Source organism: Vibrio sp. R12-SG2-ISO1, from assembly GCF_059834045.1.
Map to the genome: position 1 here is coordinate 1 of NZ_JCBDGO010000012.1, position 17,370 is coordinate 17,370.

The window sequence follows — 17,370 nt, forward strand, 5'->3', positions numbered from 1 at the left end:
GGTGGAAGATTTGAGTTCCTAGAGGCGAGTGCCTAGTTCCTAGAGGGTGGAAGATTTGAGTTCCTAGAGACGAGTGCCTAGTTCCTAGAGGGTGGAATATTTGAGTTCCTAGAGGCGAATGCCTAGTTCCTAGAGGGTGGAAGATTTAAGTTCCTAGAGGCGAGTGCCTAGTTCCTAGAGGATGGAATATTTAAGTTCCTAGAGGCGAGTGCCTAGTTCCTAGAGGATGGAAGATTTGAGTTCCTAGAGGCGAATGCCTAGTTCCTAGAGGGTGGAATATTTGAGTTCCTAGAGGCGAGTGCCTAGTTCCTAGAGGATGGAATATTTAAGAAATTGTTTTTCTCTAGGAACTAGGATCTAGGAACTAGGAACTTTTACTTATCAACGATATTCTAGTGGCTAGGAACTATCATCTAGGAGCGTCCTATGCCTCGAGCGTCCATTGCTAAACGCCGCCGTTGGAACAACTGGCTTATCCTTGGCATCATCGCCTTTATGGTGATTCTCAATGCCCCTTCGCTCATCAAAGCGTACTTAATTGGCGAGCCCGCGACGCCGGTTGTATCGGATGCATCACTATCGAGCGAGTCGCAGGCGGCGCTGCCCAAATTACCAAAGCTACTCAACCCCAATTACCCTGTCAGCGCGCTCTATTACCGCGGTGTGGAAATTGAGCTCAAAGATGGCAAACTGGTTTCCAATGTAAAATTGAAAGACGATGTTCCACCGCCAGACATCATCGAGCGCTGGCGTTCGATTGAAGGGACATGGGTATCGCCAGAAAATTTCGACACCATGCAAGCCAGTCTCGGCAATCCAGAAACCATCGAAGTCTGGTATCAGGGCCTAGATGAGCCCCACCGCATCACGCTGTACAAAACCGAACAATTTTGGCTACTAAAAAACTGGCAAGACGATTGGATTGCGATCACCGTGGATCCCGACTTCCTACAGCCGCGGTATTGAGGGAGTTCCTAGTTGATGAAAGTTCCTAGTTCCTAGTTGATAGTTCCTAGTTGATAGTTCCTAGAGGGGGTTGACTTGACTGGGGGCTTAGACATACTTTTCTAGGCACTAGGCACTAGGCACTAGGCACTAGGCACTAGGCACTAGGCACTAGGCACTAGGCACTAGGCACTAGGCACTCAAAACTAGGAATTTACACCCATGCCAGAATTACCCGAAGTCGAAGTGAGCCGTATGGGAATATCGCCCCACCTTATCGGCCAAACCGTCGCCAAAATCACCATTCGAACGCCCAAACTGCGTTGGGCGATCCCCGCAGAGCTGGCTCAACTCGAAGGGCAAGTGATTCAAACCATTACGCGACGCGCCAAATATCTGCTGATTGAAACTCAAGCGGGCTGCGCGATTGTGCATTTGGGCATGTCTGGCTCGCTGCGAGTGTTGGATGCGGAGATCCCGGCAGGCAAACACGATCACGTGGATCTCAAACTCTCGAATGGCAAAGTGCTGCGCTACAATGATCCGCGCCGCTTTGGGGCGTGGCTATGGAGTGAGGACGGGCAGCACGCTGTACTCGCCAACTGTGGCCCAGAACCGCTGACCGAGGCATTTAATGCCGAGTACTTGCTAGAAAAAGCTGTCAACAAACGCGTTGCAGTAAAGCAGTTTATTATGGACAACAAAGTCGTGGTCGGAGTGGGCAATATTTACGCCAATGAGTCGCTGTTTAGTGCTAAAATCCACCCCAGCCGAGCGGCGGGCAGCTTATCTCTGCCAGATTGGCAGCAACTGGTCAGCGACATCAAAGCCGTACTGGCGACCGCCATCAAACAAGGCGGCACAACGCTGAAAGATTTCGCCCAAGCAGACGGCAAGCCCGGCTACTTTGCCCAAGAGCTACAAGTCTACGGCAAAGCCGGAAAGCCCTGCCCAACCTGCGGCGAGCCGATTGAAGCGCTCAAAATTGGGCAGAGGAATACGTTTTATTGTGGTAGGTGTCAGGTATAGCGCTCAGCTCAACTAACCTACTAATGCGAGTTTCTTTGCGGTTTGGGTGCGCTTTCGATTAGTGATAAATGTGGTAGTGAACTTTACAACAGTCGACATAAAAATGGAGTCTTGTCACCTTTGTTCAATATATAAAAAGGTATAGTTGTTTAAAATATGAATAAATATAAGTTTTTTCGCCCAAAATTAGATTTACTGTACTACTTTCCTTTGATTTGGATTGTTACAGGTATGTTTTGGGTATCCAATGGAGATAAGTCATTAGTTGCGTTTGTTGTCCTTTCTGCTAGCTTCTCGTTTTATCAGTTCGGATTTTCGGCGGTTAAAGAGAACTTTACCTCAAACCGATGGCTTCAGATAATACTCGCCTACGTCGTATTTGCATCTTTGTCTTATGCTACTCATGGGTTTGGATCAAGAGAGTTAAGAGCATCAGTTGTTGCTCTCGTCTATCTGGCAACACTACCAAAATCGGTTGTTAACGTTCATTTTTTAAAGGTTATTGTATTAATTGGCGTGTTGAATTGTTTAGCGATAAGTGTATTTTTTCAATATGTTAATCCTACCGATAGAATATTATGGCCAGTTAATGCTATCCCATTTTCAAATTTTTCAGCGCTACTCGCAATTTTATCTCTGATGTTTTATTTCAATGAAAGTGAATCAGTATTGAGAAAAATTTTTATCCCTGCTTTCTTATTTGGTTCTCTAGCGACAATATTTACTCAAAGCCGTGGAGTTATACTTAGTTTACTTGTTGTTTTGTTTTTTATTTTACTTTTTTCTTTTATGAGAGGAATCTTAAATAAAATAAAGATACGACATGCTGTTTTTGGTCTTGCTATCACTATTTCTTTTCTGATGGCTTCTTATCCATCTATAGAAAGTCGTATAAGACAAACAACCAATGAGATAAGTGAAATTAAGGCCGGAAATCTAAATACTTCGATCGGACTCAGAATATTAATGTATGAGAAAGCAATAGAGCTTTCTCAATACAAACCGTTTCTAGGGTACGGTAAGCAGCTTCAGCCTTATATAGACCAACTTTTCGAGCGTGGAGAAATCTCAACCTCTCTACACAAGTACATGTCTATGAACTTTCACAATGGCTATTTAGAAAAGTTAGTTATTTCTGGTATTGTTGGTCTAGCATTGATGTTTATTATGATTTTTTATCCCGTAGTGTATTTCTATCATAATAGAGATAGTTTTTGGTGTTTATTTGGTCTTGTCCCGGTTTCTCTCCTATATTTTCTTTCCAATATTATAGATACACCATTTACTAATGGGCATAGTTTCGTTGTTTATTTGATATTTATTGGTTTAATCTTTGTTTTAAATGAGATAAAAACGGAGAAAAAAGCATGAAGATACTCTACTATGTCAAGCATGCTCTTCTCAGTGCTTATCCTCATTGCTATTTTATTTTCGCTAAGAACCGTTTGGAAGCTAAGCATAAAAATAATAAAGATCAAATTGAGGATAGAGTTAATTATTATTGTTCAACGGATTGTTTTCTACTGAATGACGAGGGGGTTGAGATTGAAAAATATAAGCGCAAAGGTTACACGTCGTATTACTTCGATCTTAAAGAGTTTCTCCACTACTTCCCCAAGCATTTTCGATTCGCCTACTATTTTGGTGACGAAACGCATATTGAACCTATCCCAACCTTATTTAAAGCTCGCCCGATAGCAGGGAAGAACAGTAACTCCGTTTTGTTTAAGCTTGATAAACGTCGACATTTCCGTTTTGTGGATGACAAACTTCGCTTCGCGGAAAAGAAAGATATGGCGGTGTTTCGTGGTGCCGTTACGCAGCCGCATCGAATTCGCTTTATGGAGGCGATGTTTGAACACCCTCGCGTCGATGCCGGGCAGTCGAATCCATCGGACGAGCATCCAGAATGGCAAAAGCCTTTTATGTCGGTCGAAGAGCAGCTTCAGTACAAATTTTTAATTTGCTTGGAAGGCAACGATGTCGCGTCGAACCTGAAATGGGCGATGTCTTCGAATTCTGTGGTCATCACGCCTAAGATGAAATATGAAACTTGGTTTATGGAAGGGACGCTTGAGCCGGGCGTGCATTATATTGAAGTCAAAGACGATTGGTCAGACTTTGATGAAAAGATAGAGTACTACTTGGCGAACCCAGAGAAAGCAGAACAGATCGTTAAGAACGCTCATGCCTATATCAAACCATTTCAAGATGAAGAACTTGAAAAACTCGTGTGTATTAAGACACTTGAGCGATATTTCGAATTGTCTGGCCAGCTTAATAAAAGCTGACTGAGAAAGAGTAAGCAATGAACATATTAGTAATTGGCCCATCATGGGTGGGCGATATGGTGATGTCGCAGGGGTTGTACATTGAGCTAAAGCGACAATACCCTGATGCGAAGATCGACGTTCTCGCCCCCGCTTGGTGTAAACCGATTTTGGAGCGAATGCCGCAAGTGAACCAAGCGATTGAGATGCCGCTTGGGCATGGCCAGTTTGATTTGGCGACGCGCTACCGGTTAGGAAAATCACTAAAAAAGAACGCCTACGACGCCGCTTATGTGCTGCCCAACTCAGCAAAGTCGGCTCTCATTCCCTTTTTCGCAGGCATCAAACGACGCGTGGGTTGGAAGGGTGAAATGCGCTACGGATTACTCAATGACATCCGCAGCAACAAGAAAGCCTTCCAATACATGCTTGAGCGCTATGTTGCGCTTGCTCACCCAAAGAATGAGATGACGGGGAGCGGATGTTTAGGTGCCTTGCAGGATTTACCCTACCCTCACTTAACGGTGGTGCCTGAGGCTCAATCGCAAGCCATGCACGCTTTAGGGCTCAATCGTGAGCGCCCAATTTTAGGGTTGTGCCCCGGCGCAGAATTTGGCCCGGCGAAGCGCTGGCCAGATCAACATTTTGCTACCGTTGCGGCTGAGATGATTGGCCGGGGGTATCAGGTGTGGTTGTTTGGCTCAGCGAAAGACCGAGAAGTCACCGAACAAATCATTCAGCAGGTCCCAAAAGAGAAGCAAGGCCACTGTTTCAACTTAGCCGGAAATACCAGTCTTATTCAGGCGGTGGATCTTATTGGTGCGTGCCACACCGTCGTGAGTAATGACTCTGGCCTTATGCACGTTGCGGCGGCGGTGGGTTGCAATGTCGTCGCGGTTTATGGGTCGAGTTCACCGAAATACACGCCGCCACTGACTAAAAAACTGGCGATACTTAATACGGATATTGATTGCCGTCCGTGTTTTGAACGTACCTGTCCCAAGCAGCATCTTAAGTGCTTGGTTGAGCTTGATCCTCAGCGAGTGATCGGTGCCATTCAACAGTTTGATGGCGGCCACTCTCAAGCCGGGCGTTTGATTTGATGCGAGCTCTCTACACTCTGCTTCTCGCGTTAGTCAGCCCCCTGTTACTTTGGGGGCTGTATCGAAAAAGGCCAAACAAACCCGAATTCGGACCTCGCTGGAAAGAGCATTTTGGTGTTACCCCGCCGCTTGCTGAGGATGAAAAAATCTCTAGCGGCGTGATTTGGGTGCATGCCGTCTCTGTAGGTGAGGTGTTGGCGAGCAAAAAACTGGTGTTGACACTCAAGCAGCGTTACCCCAACAAGCGCGTTCTTGTCACCACTACCACCAGTACTGGCGCTGAGCAAGTGGCGAAGATGGGGCTAGAGCATCGCTACATGCCGATCGATTTTCAGGGATGTGTGAATCGCTTCCTGGATGTGATTCAACCAGAGGTGATGTTAATCATTGAAACAGAGCTGTGGCCAAATACGCTTCACACGGTGGCGAAACGACACGTGCCCATTGTATTGGTGAATGGTCGCTTGTCTGAAAAATCTGCACGTCACTATCACAGATTACGCCGTCTTATTGCGCCAGCTTTAGCCTGTATTCGGCAAGTCTTGAGCGTTCACGAAGAGGATTCGACGCGCTTTAAACAGCTTGGCGCTAGCAAGGTGCTTACTACCGGGTCGTTAAAATACGACATCACAGTGGATGCCAACACACCGTTATTAGGCCAGCAACTCAGAGAGAAATTAGGAACATCAAGACTGGTGTGGGTGGGCGCTAGCACCCACAGTGGCGAAGATGACATTCTCTTTAATGCTTATAAACAAGCGAAAAAGTCATTACCGAATCTCCTGCTTGTTTTGGTGCCCCGTCATCCTGAGCGTTTTGATGACGTCGCAAACAGTGCGATACAACAGGGTTTAACCCTCGAACGCCGCTCTGATCAGCAGGAGGCACCAACCCCAGAGCAAACCGACGTATACTTGGCCGATACCATGGGCGAAATGATGTGTCTGCTTGCCGCCAGCGATATCGTGTTTATGGGGGGAAGCCTTGTCGGCCAAAAGGTCGGAGGGCATAACTTCATTGAGCCTGCAGTTTTATCCAAGCCGTGCTTGACGGGGCCGAGTTATTACAACTTTGCGGATTTAGCGCAGCAGCTTATTCAAGCGAAAGCTCTAGCAGTAGTCAGTGATGAGCAAGAGATAGCGCAGCAGCTTATGATGTTTGCTTCTGCTCCAACCCTCGATGGTGGTGCGGGTTATGATATAGTGCGAAGAAACCAAGGTGCCTTAGATAACACCCTAAACCTCATTCAACGTTTAATAGAGAATTCACCATGATCAAAACCTTCATCATTCATGTCAGTAAGGGCTATGAAGAGCGGCGTAAACACATTGATGCTCACTTGCCGAAGAGGGGGATCAGTGAGTACGAGTATATGCTGCGTGGCGACATTAATGATTTGAGTGATGAGGTACGAAACGAATTTTTTGGCTCTGAGCTAAGCTTGGCTGAAAAATCCTGTTTCTATAAGCACTACTTAGTTATGAAAGAGGTGGTTAGTAGGAAAATACCACAAGTCTTAGTGCTCGAAGATGATGCCGTTTTAGATAGGTTTTTCTCTACTCATCTTGAGCGATTTTTGGATGAGTTAAAAAGTGAAAGTAATTATATTGTAAATATTGAAGAGGCATCCAGTCAGGTGCCATTTTCTATTCGAGAAAAGGGTAAGTCTTTGTATTTGTCAGAGATCAACAAACTGACAGGTGGTTTGATTTATGACTATCACTTTGCCAAAAAAGTAGTATTTTTTCTAGAAAACAATAGGAATGAACAGCCTATTGATACCACTATAGGAAAGATTAGGCATTGTGTTGGTTTTAACCTGTATTGGACTCACCCGACGTTGGTTAAGCAAGGTAGTAAAAGTGGTCTATTTAATAGTGATCTGAGTGGAAGGCGTGCGGGGTTTTATACGGCTTTTCGTGCTTTATTTAAAGACTTTTATAAGAAATACCTTTTGAGTAACGTTAAAAAAAGTCACAAGTCGCATTTTTTAAGCGTGAGAAAGTACTAGCTGTTGTATTGGGTTTCTATATTTTTAATTATAGATTCAGTGCTATTTACTTTTGATTTTTTTGACTCTTTTAATATAGAGCGTTTTAACCTCTCCAAATTCCCTTGCTTCCAAGAGTCCCCAGATTGTTGGAAGCACTTATCGAAGTCAATAATCCAAACGCTCTTATTTTCATCGATGAGAATGTTATGCACATTCAAATCGGTATGATTGACACCCACATCGTGCATTTTCCGAATTTCTTGCCCCACTGAATGCAGTGTCGATTCGCAAACTTTATTTTCTCTAAGTAGTGAGATTAGCGATTTAGCACCGACAATACGCTGAGTAATAATATCCGCTTGATAAGATAGGCAAGACTTGACTACTCTTGCTGCAACGGGCTTGGGCACGTTTACCCCATGTTCAGCAAGGTGTTTAAGTACTTGCAACTCTTGTAGATTTCGGAGCTTTTCTTCTCCGAAGTATAGAAAACGGTCATTGATGACTTTACCCAACAGCCCGCCACGATAGTAATGACGCATGGCATACTCAGCGATCTCCCCTTGCACAAACCATGTCACTCCTCGGCCTTTTGCACAGCCGGTGATAGCGTTTTGGCTGCGCCAAAAATCGATATTGAAAGCGTCACTGACATTTTCTTTCAGTAGTGAAGTATCGTACCAGTATAAATGGTCGCCTTGGATTTGCTTGGTTAGCATGCTGAGTTACGTATTGATCGGGGTTTGTGGCATACTAACATCTCAAGAAAAGAGATAGGAAATAAAACTTCATGGCTCGAACGCTCGCCAATGTGCCACCATCGGGAGAGGGGCTAAACATACTTCTGGTACTGACGCGTTATCTAGGGGACACCTTGCTGATGACGGGCGTTATTCGTAGCCTGCGTCATGCCTACCCGAAAGCCCATATTTGTGCCTTGGTGGCGAATAAAGGTAAGTTTGCACTCCAAGGTAATACAGACCTTGATGAGTTATTGGTGATCAGCGATAAGTTCTCCATGAAAGAACTCCTGACGTTGTTACCTAATCATTTTCGCCGCTACGATTGGGTGATCAATGATAAGCCATCGGGCAAATGTGAGACATTTGCATTTTTGTTTGGAAAGCTGGGGCGCAAGAAGCATTGGCAAGCCCGAGTCATCGATCAGAAAAGAGCGGGGACCTGGCGCTCAAAGCCACCATTTTGCCACCACAGTGTGATGGATGATGATGACACGGAGCACCGAATAGTCAGAGGGTCGAGATTGTTGCAACCCCTAGGGATTGAACAACAGGCAGGCGTTTGGGCACCAACCGAGGAACTGTCTTTTGCCTTGTCTAAACCCTATTGGGTGTTACATATACCGGCCTCCAATGATCTTAAACAGTGGCCAATCGAGTTTTGGACTCAGCTAATACACTGGTTGGTTGAGCATCAGCTTGCTGTCGTGCTCACTGGCTCGCCAGCAAAGAGAGACAAGCAGCTGGTTTCAAGTGTTATGAAGTTACTTGGGAAAGTAGAGAATGTAAAGGATCTCTCCGGACAGCTATCCATTGCCCAAATGGCGACGCTGATTGAAAAGAGCGACGGTTACATTGGTCCGGATGGCGGTACAACGCATTTAGCTTCTGCGTTTAACGTGCCGATTATTGCCATCTTTAATAAGCATAATGCGGCAATGTGGGCGCCATGGCCCTATCAGCTCTCTTTTGAAGCTTATATGTCGTCACCGTTCAATGATGAACTACCATCTCAGACATTACGCAATGTCACCGTCCTCCAGCCTGATAAAGCATCTCATTTAGTATCAATAGATGCCGTCATCACTTGTATTAAAGAGTAAACGACATCATGAAAGTGAGCTTAATTGTCACAACCTATAATTGGAAAGAAGCGTTAGAAGCGGTACTTAATAGTGTGCGCCAACAAAGCATGTTGCCCGATGAGGTGATCGTTGCTGATGATGGTTCACGTACTGATACTAAAGACCTAATTGACCGCTTAGCGTCACAATTTCCCATACCTCTTATCCATAGTTGGCAAAAAGATGACGGTTTTAGGGCTGCTGAAAGCCGAAACCGAGCGATGGCAAAGGCCAGTGGCGATTATCTTATCATTATTGACGGTGACATAGTCTTGCCCTCGTTTTTTATTGAAGATCATGTTAGGAGCGCGCGAAAAGGGTGCTTCATTCAAGGAGGTCGCGTGCAAATGAGTGAAGCACTCTCGAAACGAGTCATTCAGACGGGAGAATTGCCAGGTCTTTTCTCAAGTGGGATCAAAAATCGCAAGAACATGATTCATAGCCCTTTGCTTTCTCGCGTCTTTACTCGTGTATGGAACTCCGATCGCTCGACTAGAAGTTGCAATATGTCGTTTTGGCGAGAAGATGCCTTAACAGTCAATGGCTTCAATAATGACTTTGTTGGTTGGGGGAGAGAAGACAGTGAATTCGTCAATCGCCTGCTCAATGCAGGGGTTGAAAGGCTGTATCTCAAATTTATGGGGGCGGGTTACCATTTGTTTCACAATGAGAACTCTCGCGCTTCGCTTCCAGAAAACGATCGGATATTTTCTGATACCGTCAACAACAAGCGAGTGCGCTGTATAAATGGTATTGAAAAGTTTTTAAATCATGACTAAATCTCCCCAATCCATCTGCATCCTACGCCTTTCCGCCATTGGCGATACCTGCCACGCGCTGGCAATTGTTCAGCAGATTCAACGCACCTACCCCGATTGCCAAATCACTTGGGTAATGGGAAAAATAGAAGCGCAGCTGTTTGGTGATCTCCCCGGTGTGAAGGTGGTGGTCTTTGACAAAAAGCAGGGCTGGCAGGGGATGAGAGCCGTCTGGCACGCCTTGAAAGGGGAGCGTTTTGATTATTTACTCCACATGCAAGTGGCACTAAGGGCTAGCTTACTCTCGGCGGGCATTCGCGCGCGCATCAAAGTCGGGTTTAGTTGGGCAAGAGCGAAAGAAGGGCAGTGGTTATTTACCAATAAAAAATTGCCCGAGACTCACGCCGAGCATGTTCTGGATAACTTTGCTGAGTTTGCACGCTTTCTTGGCTGCCCAGAAGCGCCGCCTAAGTGGTCAATCCCGGTTAGTGAACAAGATAAATCCATCGTGAAGACGCTTGAGCATCCATACTTGGTGATAAGCCCTGCGGCAAGTAAAGACGACAGAAACTGGCTCTCCGAGCGCTACGCAGAGGTGGCCGACTACGCCCATGCGCAAGGGTTGCATATTGTATTGTGTGGCGCGCCAACCGAGCGAGAAAAAGCGCTGGCGCAGAGCATCACTGACAAGATGTCTGTACCCGTGACTAACCTCGTCGGCCAAACCAACCTAAAGGCGCTTACGGCTGTGTTGGCTGGGGCGCATTGTGTGCTCGCCCCTGACTCTGGCCCAGCCCATATTGCCACGACGCAATTGACACCCGTTATCGGGTTATACGCGCACAGTAACCCTAAGAGAACAGGGCCTTACTACAGCCAGCGTTTTGTGGTGTCTGTCTATGAGCAAATTGCGCAGCACCAATATGGCAAACCGGTTGAGGTGCTACCTTGGGGCAGCCGAGTCAAAGGCAAGGCCTTGATGGCGCAAATCACCGTGGAGGCCGTGAAACGCACTTTGGATGATTTGCTCTCACATTATCCAGTTCAGTTCTCACACATACCCACTCCACCGAAGACAGATAAATAAGGACGATGATGCGTATTGCTGTTTACCCAGGTACCTTTGATCCGGTTACGAATGGACATTTTGATTTAATTCAACGCGCCGCCAAGATGTTTGACCACTTGGTGGTGGGCGTTGCCGAAAGCCCGAGCAAAAATACCCTGTTTAGCCTTGATGAGCGAGTCGCGTTGCTTAAAGAGACCTGCCAAGGAGTGAACAATGTTTCCGTAAAAGGGTTTAGCGGCCTATTAGTGGATTTTGCCACTGAGCAAAACGCTACTATTTTAGTACGCGGGTTACGTACGACGATGGACTTTGAATATGAGTTTGGCCTCACCACTATGTACCGCCGTTTAAAACCCGGGCTAGAAAGTTTGTTTCTCACCCCTTCTGAAGAGTTTGCGTTTCTCTCCTCGACTCTGGTAAGAGAAGTCGCGATTCATGGCGGAGAGGTACAAGAGTTTGTGCCTGCTTGCGTGCATCAAGCCATACTGTCTAAAACCAACCAGACCTCCCATTGATGATGAATATCTTAATTTATACCCAAGCGACTTTGCCGGTAAAAAACTACGGCGGCACCGAACGCGTGATCTGGGATCTTGTGTACGCTCTGCACTTGCTCGGCCACAAGGTGACCTTATTGGCCGGGAAAGGCACGCAGTGTGAATGGGCAACGGTGATTGAGTACCAACCGGATCGCTCGGTCGCAGAGCAACTTCCACAAAACATCGATGTGGTGCATTTTCATAGCCAGCCGGAGCCCGTTCCCTGCCCCTATGTGATTACCCAACATGGCAACTCGTCAGGCCCAATTGACCGCAATACCATTTTTGTTTCCTCGCAACACGCACAAAACCATGGTGCACAGGCCTTTGTTTACAACGGCTTAAATTGGGACAACTACCTCAAGCCCGACTTTAATGCGAAACGAGAGCGTTTCCATTTCTTGGGAAAGGCCGCGTGGCGAGTGAAGAATGTCCAAGGTGCGATTGATATCACTAAGAAGGCGAATCAGTCTCTCGATGTATTAGGTGGGCACCGTTTGAACTTCAAAATGGGCTTTCGCTGCACGCTCGATAGACACGTGCGCTTTTTAGGCATGGTGGATGACACGACAAAATCTCAGATCATGACACGCTCAAAAGGGCTGATTTTCCCCGTCACCTGGCATGAACCGTTTGGTTTGGCGATCACCGAAAGTTTGTATTTTGGCTGCCCAGTCTTTGCTACGCCTTATGGCTCTTTGCCAGAACTCGTTAATGAGCAGGTGGGGGTTTTATCCTCTGATGAGGCCGCGCTGGTAGCGGCGGTGAAAGAGGCTCAGCGCTATCAACCTCACATTTGCCATGAGTACGCGCGTGATCACTTCAATGCCAATGTGATGGCAAAAGCGTACGTGGCGCAGTATGAAAAAGTGGTCAACGGTGCGGTGTTGAACCCAAATCTTGGCGAGATTATTAAAGACTTTAAACGCTTGCCCTACACAAAATAAACAAGGGAGCCATCGTGCTCCCTTGTTTGACTAGATAAAGGTTTACCGCTTGATTTGCTTATGTCTATGATCAGACGAGCGATTAGTAGCCTACGTAGGGATCATTACCATCTCGCTGCGTTTTCAACAGCTTTAAGATCCACATGTATTGCTCTGGTTTTGGCGTGACGAAGGTTTCGACGACTTCATTCATTGCTCGTGCATCTTGAACATCATCACCGGAAAACTCGGCCATCGGCGGCAAGATCTCAATTTCGTATTGGCCCGTTTGGGTATTGTAACTGGCAAAGGTTGGGACAATTTTTGCTCGGCTGACTTTCGCGAGTTTGCCAAGGCCAGGCAGCGTGGCTTTCTCTGTAGCAAAAAAGTCCACAAACACACTTTGCTCAGGGCCATGGTCTTGATCGGGCAAGTAGTAACCGAGGTAACCGTCTTTTACGGATTTGATAAAGGGTTTAATACCGCCGCTTCTGTCATACACTCGGCCACCGTATTGAACCCGTTGCTTGTGCATCAGCCAGTCTGTCACCGGATTTTTCTGGCTATTGGCCATCGCCGAGACAGGAAAACCGCGCGAGGCCAACAAAATGGCCGGAATATCAATCGCCCAAGAATGAGGCACCAATAAGATGGCACTTTGCCCGTCTTGCTGGAGCTGCTCTAAGTGCTCTAATCCCTTAATGACCGAGTGCTTTTCTAACCACTGTTTGCTGCGCAGTGAGATAGCCGCAAACCCCAGTAGAAACGTCCCCGCCGTAAGTAAGCACTCATGCAGTATGGCTTCTCGCTCTTCCTCCGAGCGCTCAGGAAAGCACAACGCCAAATTAATTCGCGCTTTTTGTACCGACCCTTTGCGTTTCTTCACCATTTTATCGGCAATAACTCGCGCAATCGCCACTCTCGCCCTATTGGGCAGCAGCGCTATCGGCAACCCGACCAATAACCCAAGCCAAAGCCCCCAATATTTAGGCGCTAGAAACGCTCGGCGAAACGTCGGATTATACGCCTTAGGATCAAAATCGTTTCGAATTGAACTCATAAATACCCGATACTCTTCCAGGAACTAGGAACTAGGAACTAGGAACTAGGCTCTCACCCCATTACCCAACACCCACAACCAATTACCCGTTACTTATTCACCAACCCCATATACTCCGCCACCCCTTCCGCTACCGTCTTAAACGCATGCTCACAACCTACTGCGCGCAGTTTCGTCAGATCCGCTTGAGTGTACTCTTGGTACGCGCCTTTCAAATGTTCTGGGAACGGAATCGTCTCAATCTCGCCTTTGCCGTGGTACTTGATCACCGCTTTCGCCACTTCTTCAAACGATTCAGCATTACCCGTACCAAGGTTAAAAATACCCGATACGCCATGCTCAAAGAACCACAAGTTCACAGCTGCCACATCACCCACGTAGACGAAATCACGCTTAAAGTGCTCGCTACCGGCGAAGAGTTTCGGGTTTTCACCTGCGTTCATTTGGTTATTGAGGTGGAAGGCGACAGAGGCCATCGAGCCTTTGTGCTGCTCACGCGGGCCGTAGACGTTGAAGTAGCGGAAGCCGGTCACTTGAGAGAGCGTCTCGCCGTGCGCTTTGGCATCTTCCCACACGCGTCTTACGTAGTTATCAAATTGCTGTTTGGAGTAGCCGTAGACATTCAGTGCGCCTTCGTACTCTTTCTCTTCAATAAAGGTATCCGTCTCACCGTAGGTGGCGGCTGAGGAGGCGTAAAGGAACGGGATCTCTCTATCTAAGCAGTAGTGCAGCAGCTCTTTCGAATACTCGTAGTTGTTGAGCATCATGTACTTGCCATCCCACTCGGTGGTCGCAGAGCACGCGCCCTCATGGAAGATGGCTTCAATTGGGCCAAAGTTCTCACCCGCCATGATCTGAACAAGGAAGTCGTCTCTATCCATGTAATCAGCAATATCCAAATCCACTAAGTTCTGAAACTTTTTGCCGTTCTTCAGGTTATCGACCACCAAAATATCGTTAATGCCTTGCTCATTCAGCGCCTTGACAATGTTACTGCCAATCATACCCGCGCCACCAGTTACGATGATCATACGTTTGTTTACCTCAGCCTAGAAATTGTTCGTTATGGGCGAAGTATATCAGGTACTGGGGATAAGTTCCTAGTTCCTAGATCCTAGTTCCTAGAAGGGGTGTGGGGGAGCGCGTCAATTAGGGTAAAGCCCCAGATTATTGCTGGCACGATAGACAAATCACTTCTACGCATCCAATTCTAGGAACTAGGCACTTGTCTTCCACTAGGAACTCACCTCTAGAAACTAGGCACTTGTCTTCCACTAGGAACTCCCCTCTAGGAACTAGGCACTGCTCTTAACTAGGAACTCATACCTAGGAACTAGGAACTTCTTTTCCACTAGGAACTTTTAAGAACTCTTCTTAACCACCCCTCCCGTCAAATACAACCCAATCGCCGCTAATACCGGGTACCCGAACGCCTCATTAATCATCTCGCTGATGGGTTGCCACTCAAAACCGTGCATACAGCCGATCACCACCATCGAATGGAGCAACACATAAGGGATGGTGAACAGCAGCACAATATAACGTTGAACCAACTTAAACGGTTCAAACGCTTTGAGCAGGGCGAGTTTGTGCTTGGCTTTCTCTTCGTTGGTGAAAAACATCGCATCTCCTGTGTCGGTGAGGGCTTCTAGGCTTTTATCGATAAACGACGGGCTACCAAAAATACGGCTCCAAAGGCTCATAGGGTCTCCTTGTTAGTTTGTTTAACCACAGAAACGGATTGGACAGGGTGAAGCACCATCACCGGGCAGGTTTTGTTGGCAAAGGCGTGGTGCGGTTTGACCTGCTCATCGCTAATGCCATGTTCTTGCTGCAACCGTTCGATTAAACCAAACAGCGCTTTGCGCTGGGCGAGGGTGAAGTTGTCTTGCGCACCGCCTTGCTCATCACACCCGCCCACCACACAAATGCCAATATTGCCGCGGTTGTGGCCACGCACATGGGCGCCGATGTGTGACAGCGGGCGGCCTGTCTCTACTTGCCCATCACGCGTGATCACAAAGTGATAGCCAATATCTCGCCACCCTTTTGCTCGGTGCCAAGCGCGTATGGTGCTGGCGCCAATATCCTGCTCGGCACGGGTCGCGCTGCAATGCACGGTGATCGTGTTTAGGGGGCAGTGTGGATTATGTGCAGAGGTCACGGGTAGTGAGGTGGGGTTTGTTGAAGTTGGGGGCATCGGTTTTCCTCATGATGGTAATGGGTAATGGGTAATGGGTAATGGGTAATGGGTAATGGGTAATGGGTAATGGGAAATGGGTAATGGGTTATGGGTGTTGATGTTCGGTGCATAGGGTGGTGAGCGCATCAGTAAAAGCCTTGATGGCGCGTGCGAGCGTTTGCAGCGCTTCACCGGATTGCTTGGCAAGGTTTACCAAATCACAGCCATTTACCCATAGGGCGTAGGTGAGCTCATAGCCTAGTGGCTCTGCGCGTTGGGCCTGGGCGATTAGGGCGATAAACCCCTCACGGCTGATGGGGCTGTGCGGGTAGGTGGAGGTGGGAAAGTAGATCTCCTCTAGGGTTGGGTCAAAGGGGGAATACACGTAGCAGAGGCGACGAATCGCCCATTCACGACATTGGTGACACACAGGCATAGCAACTCCCTTCTCAATCAGGAGGCGACACTCTACGCGACATTTCGCCATTAGGGTTGGTGAAATGCTGGTGATTTATACAGCCCGAGAGAGTAAGGGAAAAAATGCGAGCGGGTACAAAATTAGGTGCATATCCCATGAGCCAAAGAATGACCAGGCGTGAGGCGCCCTGCAACCTCATCAATTCGCGCGGCATTTCTGCCGTATGGCCAACCCTAATCAATAAGAGGCTGTTTTGTTTGTTGTTTACATTCCAATAACAAAACCGAGGAGCGCCCATGAGCCACACCCTAGTCGCCACCCTGATGAAAGCCAAAACCGGATCGCCTATCAGCAAATTGATCTTACTTAAGCTGGCCGATAACGCCGATGTGCACGGCCGCTGCTTTCCCTCTTACCAGTATTTAGCGCTCTATTGCGAAGTGTCGCTGCGCACAGTGAAAGAGCACATCAAACGGCTAGAGGAGCAAGGCTTTCTCGAACTGGTGCACCGCTTTGACAAACGCGGCCGCCAGCGAAGCAACTTGTACCAGCTCTACACGCCTGCCCATTTACACGTGGAACTAGACGGCACGAGCACCGGCGATGAGGCAAATGCTTCACCCTCACCCCGTGCAGCGGCTGCACCGAGAATCTCCCAGTTAAAGAGTAATAAAGAGGGTTATAGGCAGGCAGCGACACCCCCGCGCGCTGTGGATAAGTTAGTCAGCGAGTATCACGCCAAAGGGCGAACCCACCCGTTTGAAGAGCGCATTCAAGGTTTGATCAAAGCCCGCAAACGCAGCCGTGCGGATGAGCAAAAGAAAGGGGAGGAGGCATCATGAAACACCGACTATCACTCACTGAGCAAAAGCACATCTTAAACTTATACATCACCCGCGCCAGCGGCCGACCGCGAGAGTTGCTCGACGTGCTATTAGGCGCGTACCCCAAGCCAATGAGTTGCCGCGAACTCAGGCTCGCGCTTAATATGACCGGTGGCCATGCACTCCCCTCTGCGGTGCGCAATGCGGAGATTTTTATTGATGTGATTAAGCGTTACGATAGCACCACAAAAAAGACCTATTACCAATTAGATGATCAATGTATTCAAAGGGCCGCAGTGAACCAGCTGATGGATAGCTTAGTTCGCCCATCACCAAGCTAAGTGAAAGGGCATTCAGCAGTTTAATCCCCCTAATAAATGGTGTATTATT

The 17,370-nt window shown here is 47.5% G+C and carries 20 protein-coding genes; 14 read left to right on the forward strand and 6 right to left on the reverse strand.

Features of this window, described 5'->3' with window-relative positions:
- Positions 1 to 426 precede the first annotated feature (426 nt).
- The 7 genes from AC6R10_RS10195 (at position 427) to AC6R10_RS10225 (ending at position 7,358) form a co-directional block, all read left to right on the forward strand.
- Positions 427 to 966: a hypothetical protein gene (locus tag AC6R10_RS10195; RefSeq protein WP_500672149.1), complete on the forward strand. Its 540-nt coding sequence runs from the start codon at positions 427 to 429 to the stop codon at positions 964 to 966.
- Positions 967 to 1,167: 201 nt separating this feature from the next.
- Positions 1,168 to 1,974, forward strand: a complete 807-nt coding sequence (gene mutM / locus AC6R10_RS10200) for a bifunctional DNA-formamidopyrimidine glycosylase/DNA-(apurinic or apyrimidinic site) lyase (protein WP_500672150.1) — start codon at positions 1,168 to 1,170, stop codon at positions 1,972 to 1,974.
- A 156-nt stretch (positions 1,975 to 2,130) separates the two neighbouring features.
- Positions 2,131 to 3,345: an O-antigen ligase family protein gene (locus AC6R10_RS10205; RefSeq protein WP_500672151.1), complete on the forward strand. Its 1,215-nt coding sequence runs from the start codon at positions 2,131 to 2,133 to the stop codon at positions 3,343 to 3,345.
- A complete protein-coding gene (locus tag AC6R10_RS10210; protein ID WP_500672152.1) occupies positions 3,342 to 4,265 on the forward strand; it encodes a glycosyl transferase family 90 in 924 nt (307 codons plus the stop codon). Before AC6R10_RS10205 ends, AC6R10_RS10210 begins: the two co-directional genes overlap by 4 nt.
- A gap of 17 nt (positions 4,266 to 4,282) precedes the next feature.
- Positions 4,283 to 5,347 (forward strand): lipopolysaccharide heptosyltransferase II, encoded by a 1,065-nt coding sequence (gene waaF, locus AC6R10_RS10215; RefSeq protein ID WP_500672153.1) that lies wholly within the window; start codon positions 4,283 to 4,285, stop codon positions 5,345 to 5,347.
- Positions 5,347 to 6,621, forward strand: coding sequence for a lipid IV(A) 3-deoxy-D-manno-octulosonic acid transferase (waaA, locus tag AC6R10_RS10220; protein WP_500672154.1), 1,275 nt, complete (start codon positions 5,347 to 5,349; stop codon positions 6,619 to 6,621). The genes waaF and waaA overlap by 1 nt, the downstream gene beginning before the upstream one ends.
- The gene (locus AC6R10_RS10225) at positions 6,618 to 7,358 is read left to right on the forward strand and encodes a glycosyltransferase family 25 protein (protein ID WP_500672155.1); all 741 of its coding nucleotides are present in this window, start codon (positions 6,618 to 6,620) and stop codon (positions 7,356 to 7,358) included. Before waaA ends, AC6R10_RS10225 begins: the two co-directional genes overlap by 4 nt.
- On the opposite strand, the gene AC6R10_RS10230 is transcribed toward AC6R10_RS10225, so the two are convergent.
- Complete coding sequence (locus AC6R10_RS10230) at positions 7,355 to 8,059, reverse strand: 3-deoxy-D-manno-octulosonic acid kinase (protein WP_500672156.1); 705 nt, start codon at positions 8,057 to 8,059, stop codon at positions 7,355 to 7,357. The genes AC6R10_RS10225 and AC6R10_RS10230 overlap by 4 nt on opposite strands.
- Before the next feature lie 71 nt (positions 8,060 to 8,130).
- Between AC6R10_RS10230 and AC6R10_RS10235 the strand changes: the two genes are divergently transcribed.
- The 5 genes from AC6R10_RS10235 to AC6R10_RS10255 are packed head-to-tail and all read left to right on the forward strand — an operon-like array spanning position 8,131 to position 12,517.
- Positions 8,131 to 9,183, forward strand: a complete 1,053-nt coding sequence (locus AC6R10_RS10235) for a glycosyltransferase family 9 protein (RefSeq protein WP_500672157.1) — start codon at positions 8,131 to 8,133, stop codon at positions 9,181 to 9,183.
- An 8-nt stretch (positions 9,184 to 9,191) separates the two neighbouring features.
- Positions 9,192 to 9,983 (forward strand): glycosyltransferase family 2 protein, encoded by a 792-nt coding sequence (locus tag AC6R10_RS10240; RefSeq protein WP_500672158.1) that lies wholly within the window; start codon positions 9,192 to 9,194, stop codon positions 9,981 to 9,983.
- Entirely contained in the window at positions 9,976 to 11,049 is a 1,074-nt protein-coding gene (locus AC6R10_RS10245) for a glycosyltransferase family 9 protein (protein ID WP_500672159.1), read from the forward strand. Before AC6R10_RS10240 ends, AC6R10_RS10245 begins: the two co-directional genes overlap by 8 nt.
- 8 nt (positions 11,050 to 11,057) lie before the next feature.
- Entirely contained in the window at positions 11,058 to 11,546 is a 489-nt protein-coding gene (gene coaD, locus AC6R10_RS10250) for a pantetheine-phosphate adenylyltransferase (protein WP_500672160.1), read from the forward strand.
- On the forward strand, positions 11,546 to 12,517 hold the full coding sequence (locus AC6R10_RS10255; RefSeq protein ID WP_500672161.1) for a glycosyltransferase: 972 nt from the start codon (positions 11,546 to 11,548) through the stop codon (positions 12,515 to 12,517). Before coaD ends, AC6R10_RS10255 begins: the two co-directional genes overlap by 1 nt.
- Before the next feature lie 82 nt (positions 12,518 to 12,599).
- On the opposite strand, the gene lpxM is transcribed toward AC6R10_RS10255, so the two are convergent.
- The 5 genes from lpxM to AC6R10_RS10280 all read right to left on the reverse strand — a co-directional run bounded on the left by lpxM (position 12,600) and on the right by AC6R10_RS10280 (position 16,174).
- Positions 12,600 to 13,556, reverse strand: coding sequence for a lauroyl-Kdo(2)-lipid IV(A) myristoyltransferase (lpxM, locus tag AC6R10_RS10260; RefSeq protein WP_500672162.1), 957 nt, complete (start codon positions 13,554 to 13,556; stop codon positions 12,600 to 12,602).
- A gap of 89 nt (positions 13,557 to 13,645) precedes the next feature.
- Complete coding sequence (gene rfaD / locus AC6R10_RS10265) at positions 13,646 to 14,587, reverse strand: ADP-glyceromanno-heptose 6-epimerase (protein ID WP_500672163.1); 942 nt, start codon at positions 14,585 to 14,587, stop codon at positions 13,646 to 13,648.
- 330 nt (positions 14,588 to 14,917) lie between these two features.
- Positions 14,918 to 15,259 carry a hypothetical protein gene (locus AC6R10_RS10270; protein ID WP_500625410.1) on the reverse strand — a complete coding sequence of 114 codons (342 nt, stop codon included), beginning with the start codon at positions 15,257 to 15,259 and terminating at the stop codon, positions 14,918 to 14,920.
- Positions 15,256 to 15,756 carry an N-acetylmuramoyl-L-alanine amidase gene (locus AC6R10_RS10275; RefSeq protein WP_500672164.1) on the reverse strand — a complete coding sequence of 167 codons (501 nt, stop codon included), beginning with the start codon at positions 15,754 to 15,756 and terminating at the stop codon, positions 15,256 to 15,258. Before AC6R10_RS10275 ends, AC6R10_RS10270 begins: the two co-directional genes overlap by 4 nt.
- An 88-nt stretch (positions 15,757 to 15,844) precedes the next feature.
- Entirely contained in the window at positions 15,845 to 16,174 is a 330-nt protein-coding gene (locus tag AC6R10_RS10280; RefSeq protein WP_500672165.1) for a hypothetical protein, read from the reverse strand.
- A 278-nt stretch (positions 16,175 to 16,452) separates the two neighbouring features.
- On the opposite strand from AC6R10_RS10280, the gene AC6R10_RS10285 reads away from it, so the two are divergent.
- Both AC6R10_RS10285 and AC6R10_RS10290 read left to right on the forward strand, forming a co-directional pair.
- Entirely contained in the window at positions 16,453 to 16,998 is a 546-nt protein-coding gene (locus AC6R10_RS10285) for a helix-turn-helix domain-containing protein (protein ID WP_500672166.1), read from the forward strand.
- On the forward strand, positions 16,995 to 17,321 hold the full coding sequence (locus tag AC6R10_RS10290; protein WP_500672167.1) for a hypothetical protein: 327 nt from the start codon (positions 16,995 to 16,997) through the stop codon (positions 17,319 to 17,321). Before AC6R10_RS10285 ends, AC6R10_RS10290 begins: the two co-directional genes overlap by 4 nt.
- The last annotated feature ends 49 nt before the right edge of the window (positions 17,322 to 17,370 follow it).

Coding starts and splice junctions, on each gene's coding strand:
- AC6R10_RS10195 (WP_500672149.1), top strand. CDS start 427: ATGCCTCGAGCGTCCATTGCTAAACGCCGCCGTTGGAACAACTGGCTT.
- mutM (WP_500672150.1), top strand. CDS start 1,168: ATGCCAGAATTACCCGAAGTCGAAGTGAGCCGTATGGGAATATCGCCC.
- AC6R10_RS10205 (WP_500672151.1), top strand. CDS start 2,131: ATGAATAAATATAAGTTTTTTCGCCCAAAATTAGATTTACTGTACTAC.
- AC6R10_RS10210 (WP_500672152.1), top strand. CDS start 3,342: ATGAAGATACTCTACTATGTCAAGCATGCTCTTCTCAGTGCTTATCCT.
- waaF (WP_500672153.1), top strand. CDS start 4,283: ATGAACATATTAGTAATTGGCCCATCATGGGTGGGCGATATGGTGATG.
- waaA (WP_500672154.1), top strand. CDS start 5,347: ATGCGAGCTCTCTACACTCTGCTTCTCGCGTTAGTCAGCCCCCTGTTA.
- AC6R10_RS10225 (WP_500672155.1), top strand. CDS start 6,618: ATGATCAAAACCTTCATCATTCATGTCAGTAAGGGCTATGAAGAGCGG.
- AC6R10_RS10230 (WP_500672156.1), bottom strand. CDS start 8,059: ATGCTAACCAAGCAAATCCAAGGCGACCATTTATACTGGTACGATACT.
- AC6R10_RS10235 (WP_500672157.1), top strand. CDS start 8,131: ATGGCTCGAACGCTCGCCAATGTGCCACCATCGGGAGAGGGGCTAAAC.
- AC6R10_RS10240 (WP_500672158.1), top strand. CDS start 9,192: ATGAAAGTGAGCTTAATTGTCACAACCTATAATTGGAAAGAAGCGTTA.
- AC6R10_RS10245 (WP_500672159.1), top strand. CDS start 9,976: ATGACTAAATCTCCCCAATCCATCTGCATCCTACGCCTTTCCGCCATT.
- coaD (WP_500672160.1), top strand. CDS start 11,058: ATGCGTATTGCTGTTTACCCAGGTACCTTTGATCCGGTTACGAATGGA.
- AC6R10_RS10255 (WP_500672161.1), top strand. CDS start 11,546: ATGATGAATATCTTAATTTATACCCAAGCGACTTTGCCGGTAAAAAAC.
- lpxM (WP_500672162.1), bottom strand. CDS start 13,556: ATGAGTTCAATTCGAAACGATTTTGATCCTAAGGCGTATAATCCGACG.
- rfaD (WP_500672163.1), bottom strand. CDS start 14,587: ATGATCATCGTAACTGGTGGCGCGGGTATGATTGGCAGTAACATTGTC.
- AC6R10_RS10270 (WP_500625410.1), bottom strand. CDS start 15,259: ATGAGCCTTTGGAGCCGTATTTTTGGTAGCCCGTCGTTTATCGATAAA.
- AC6R10_RS10275 (WP_500672164.1), bottom strand. CDS start 15,756: ATGCCCCCAACTTCAACAAACCCCACCTCACTACCCGTGACCTCTGCA.
- AC6R10_RS10280 (WP_500672165.1), bottom strand. CDS start 16,174: ATGCCTGTGTGTCACCAATGTCGTGAATGGGCGATTCGTCGCCTCTGC.
- AC6R10_RS10285 (WP_500672166.1), top strand. CDS start 16,453: ATGAGCCACACCCTAGTCGCCACCCTGATGAAAGCCAAAACCGGATCG.
- AC6R10_RS10290 (WP_500672167.1), top strand. CDS start 16,995: ATGAAACACCGACTATCACTCACTGAGCAAAAGCACATCTTAAACTTA.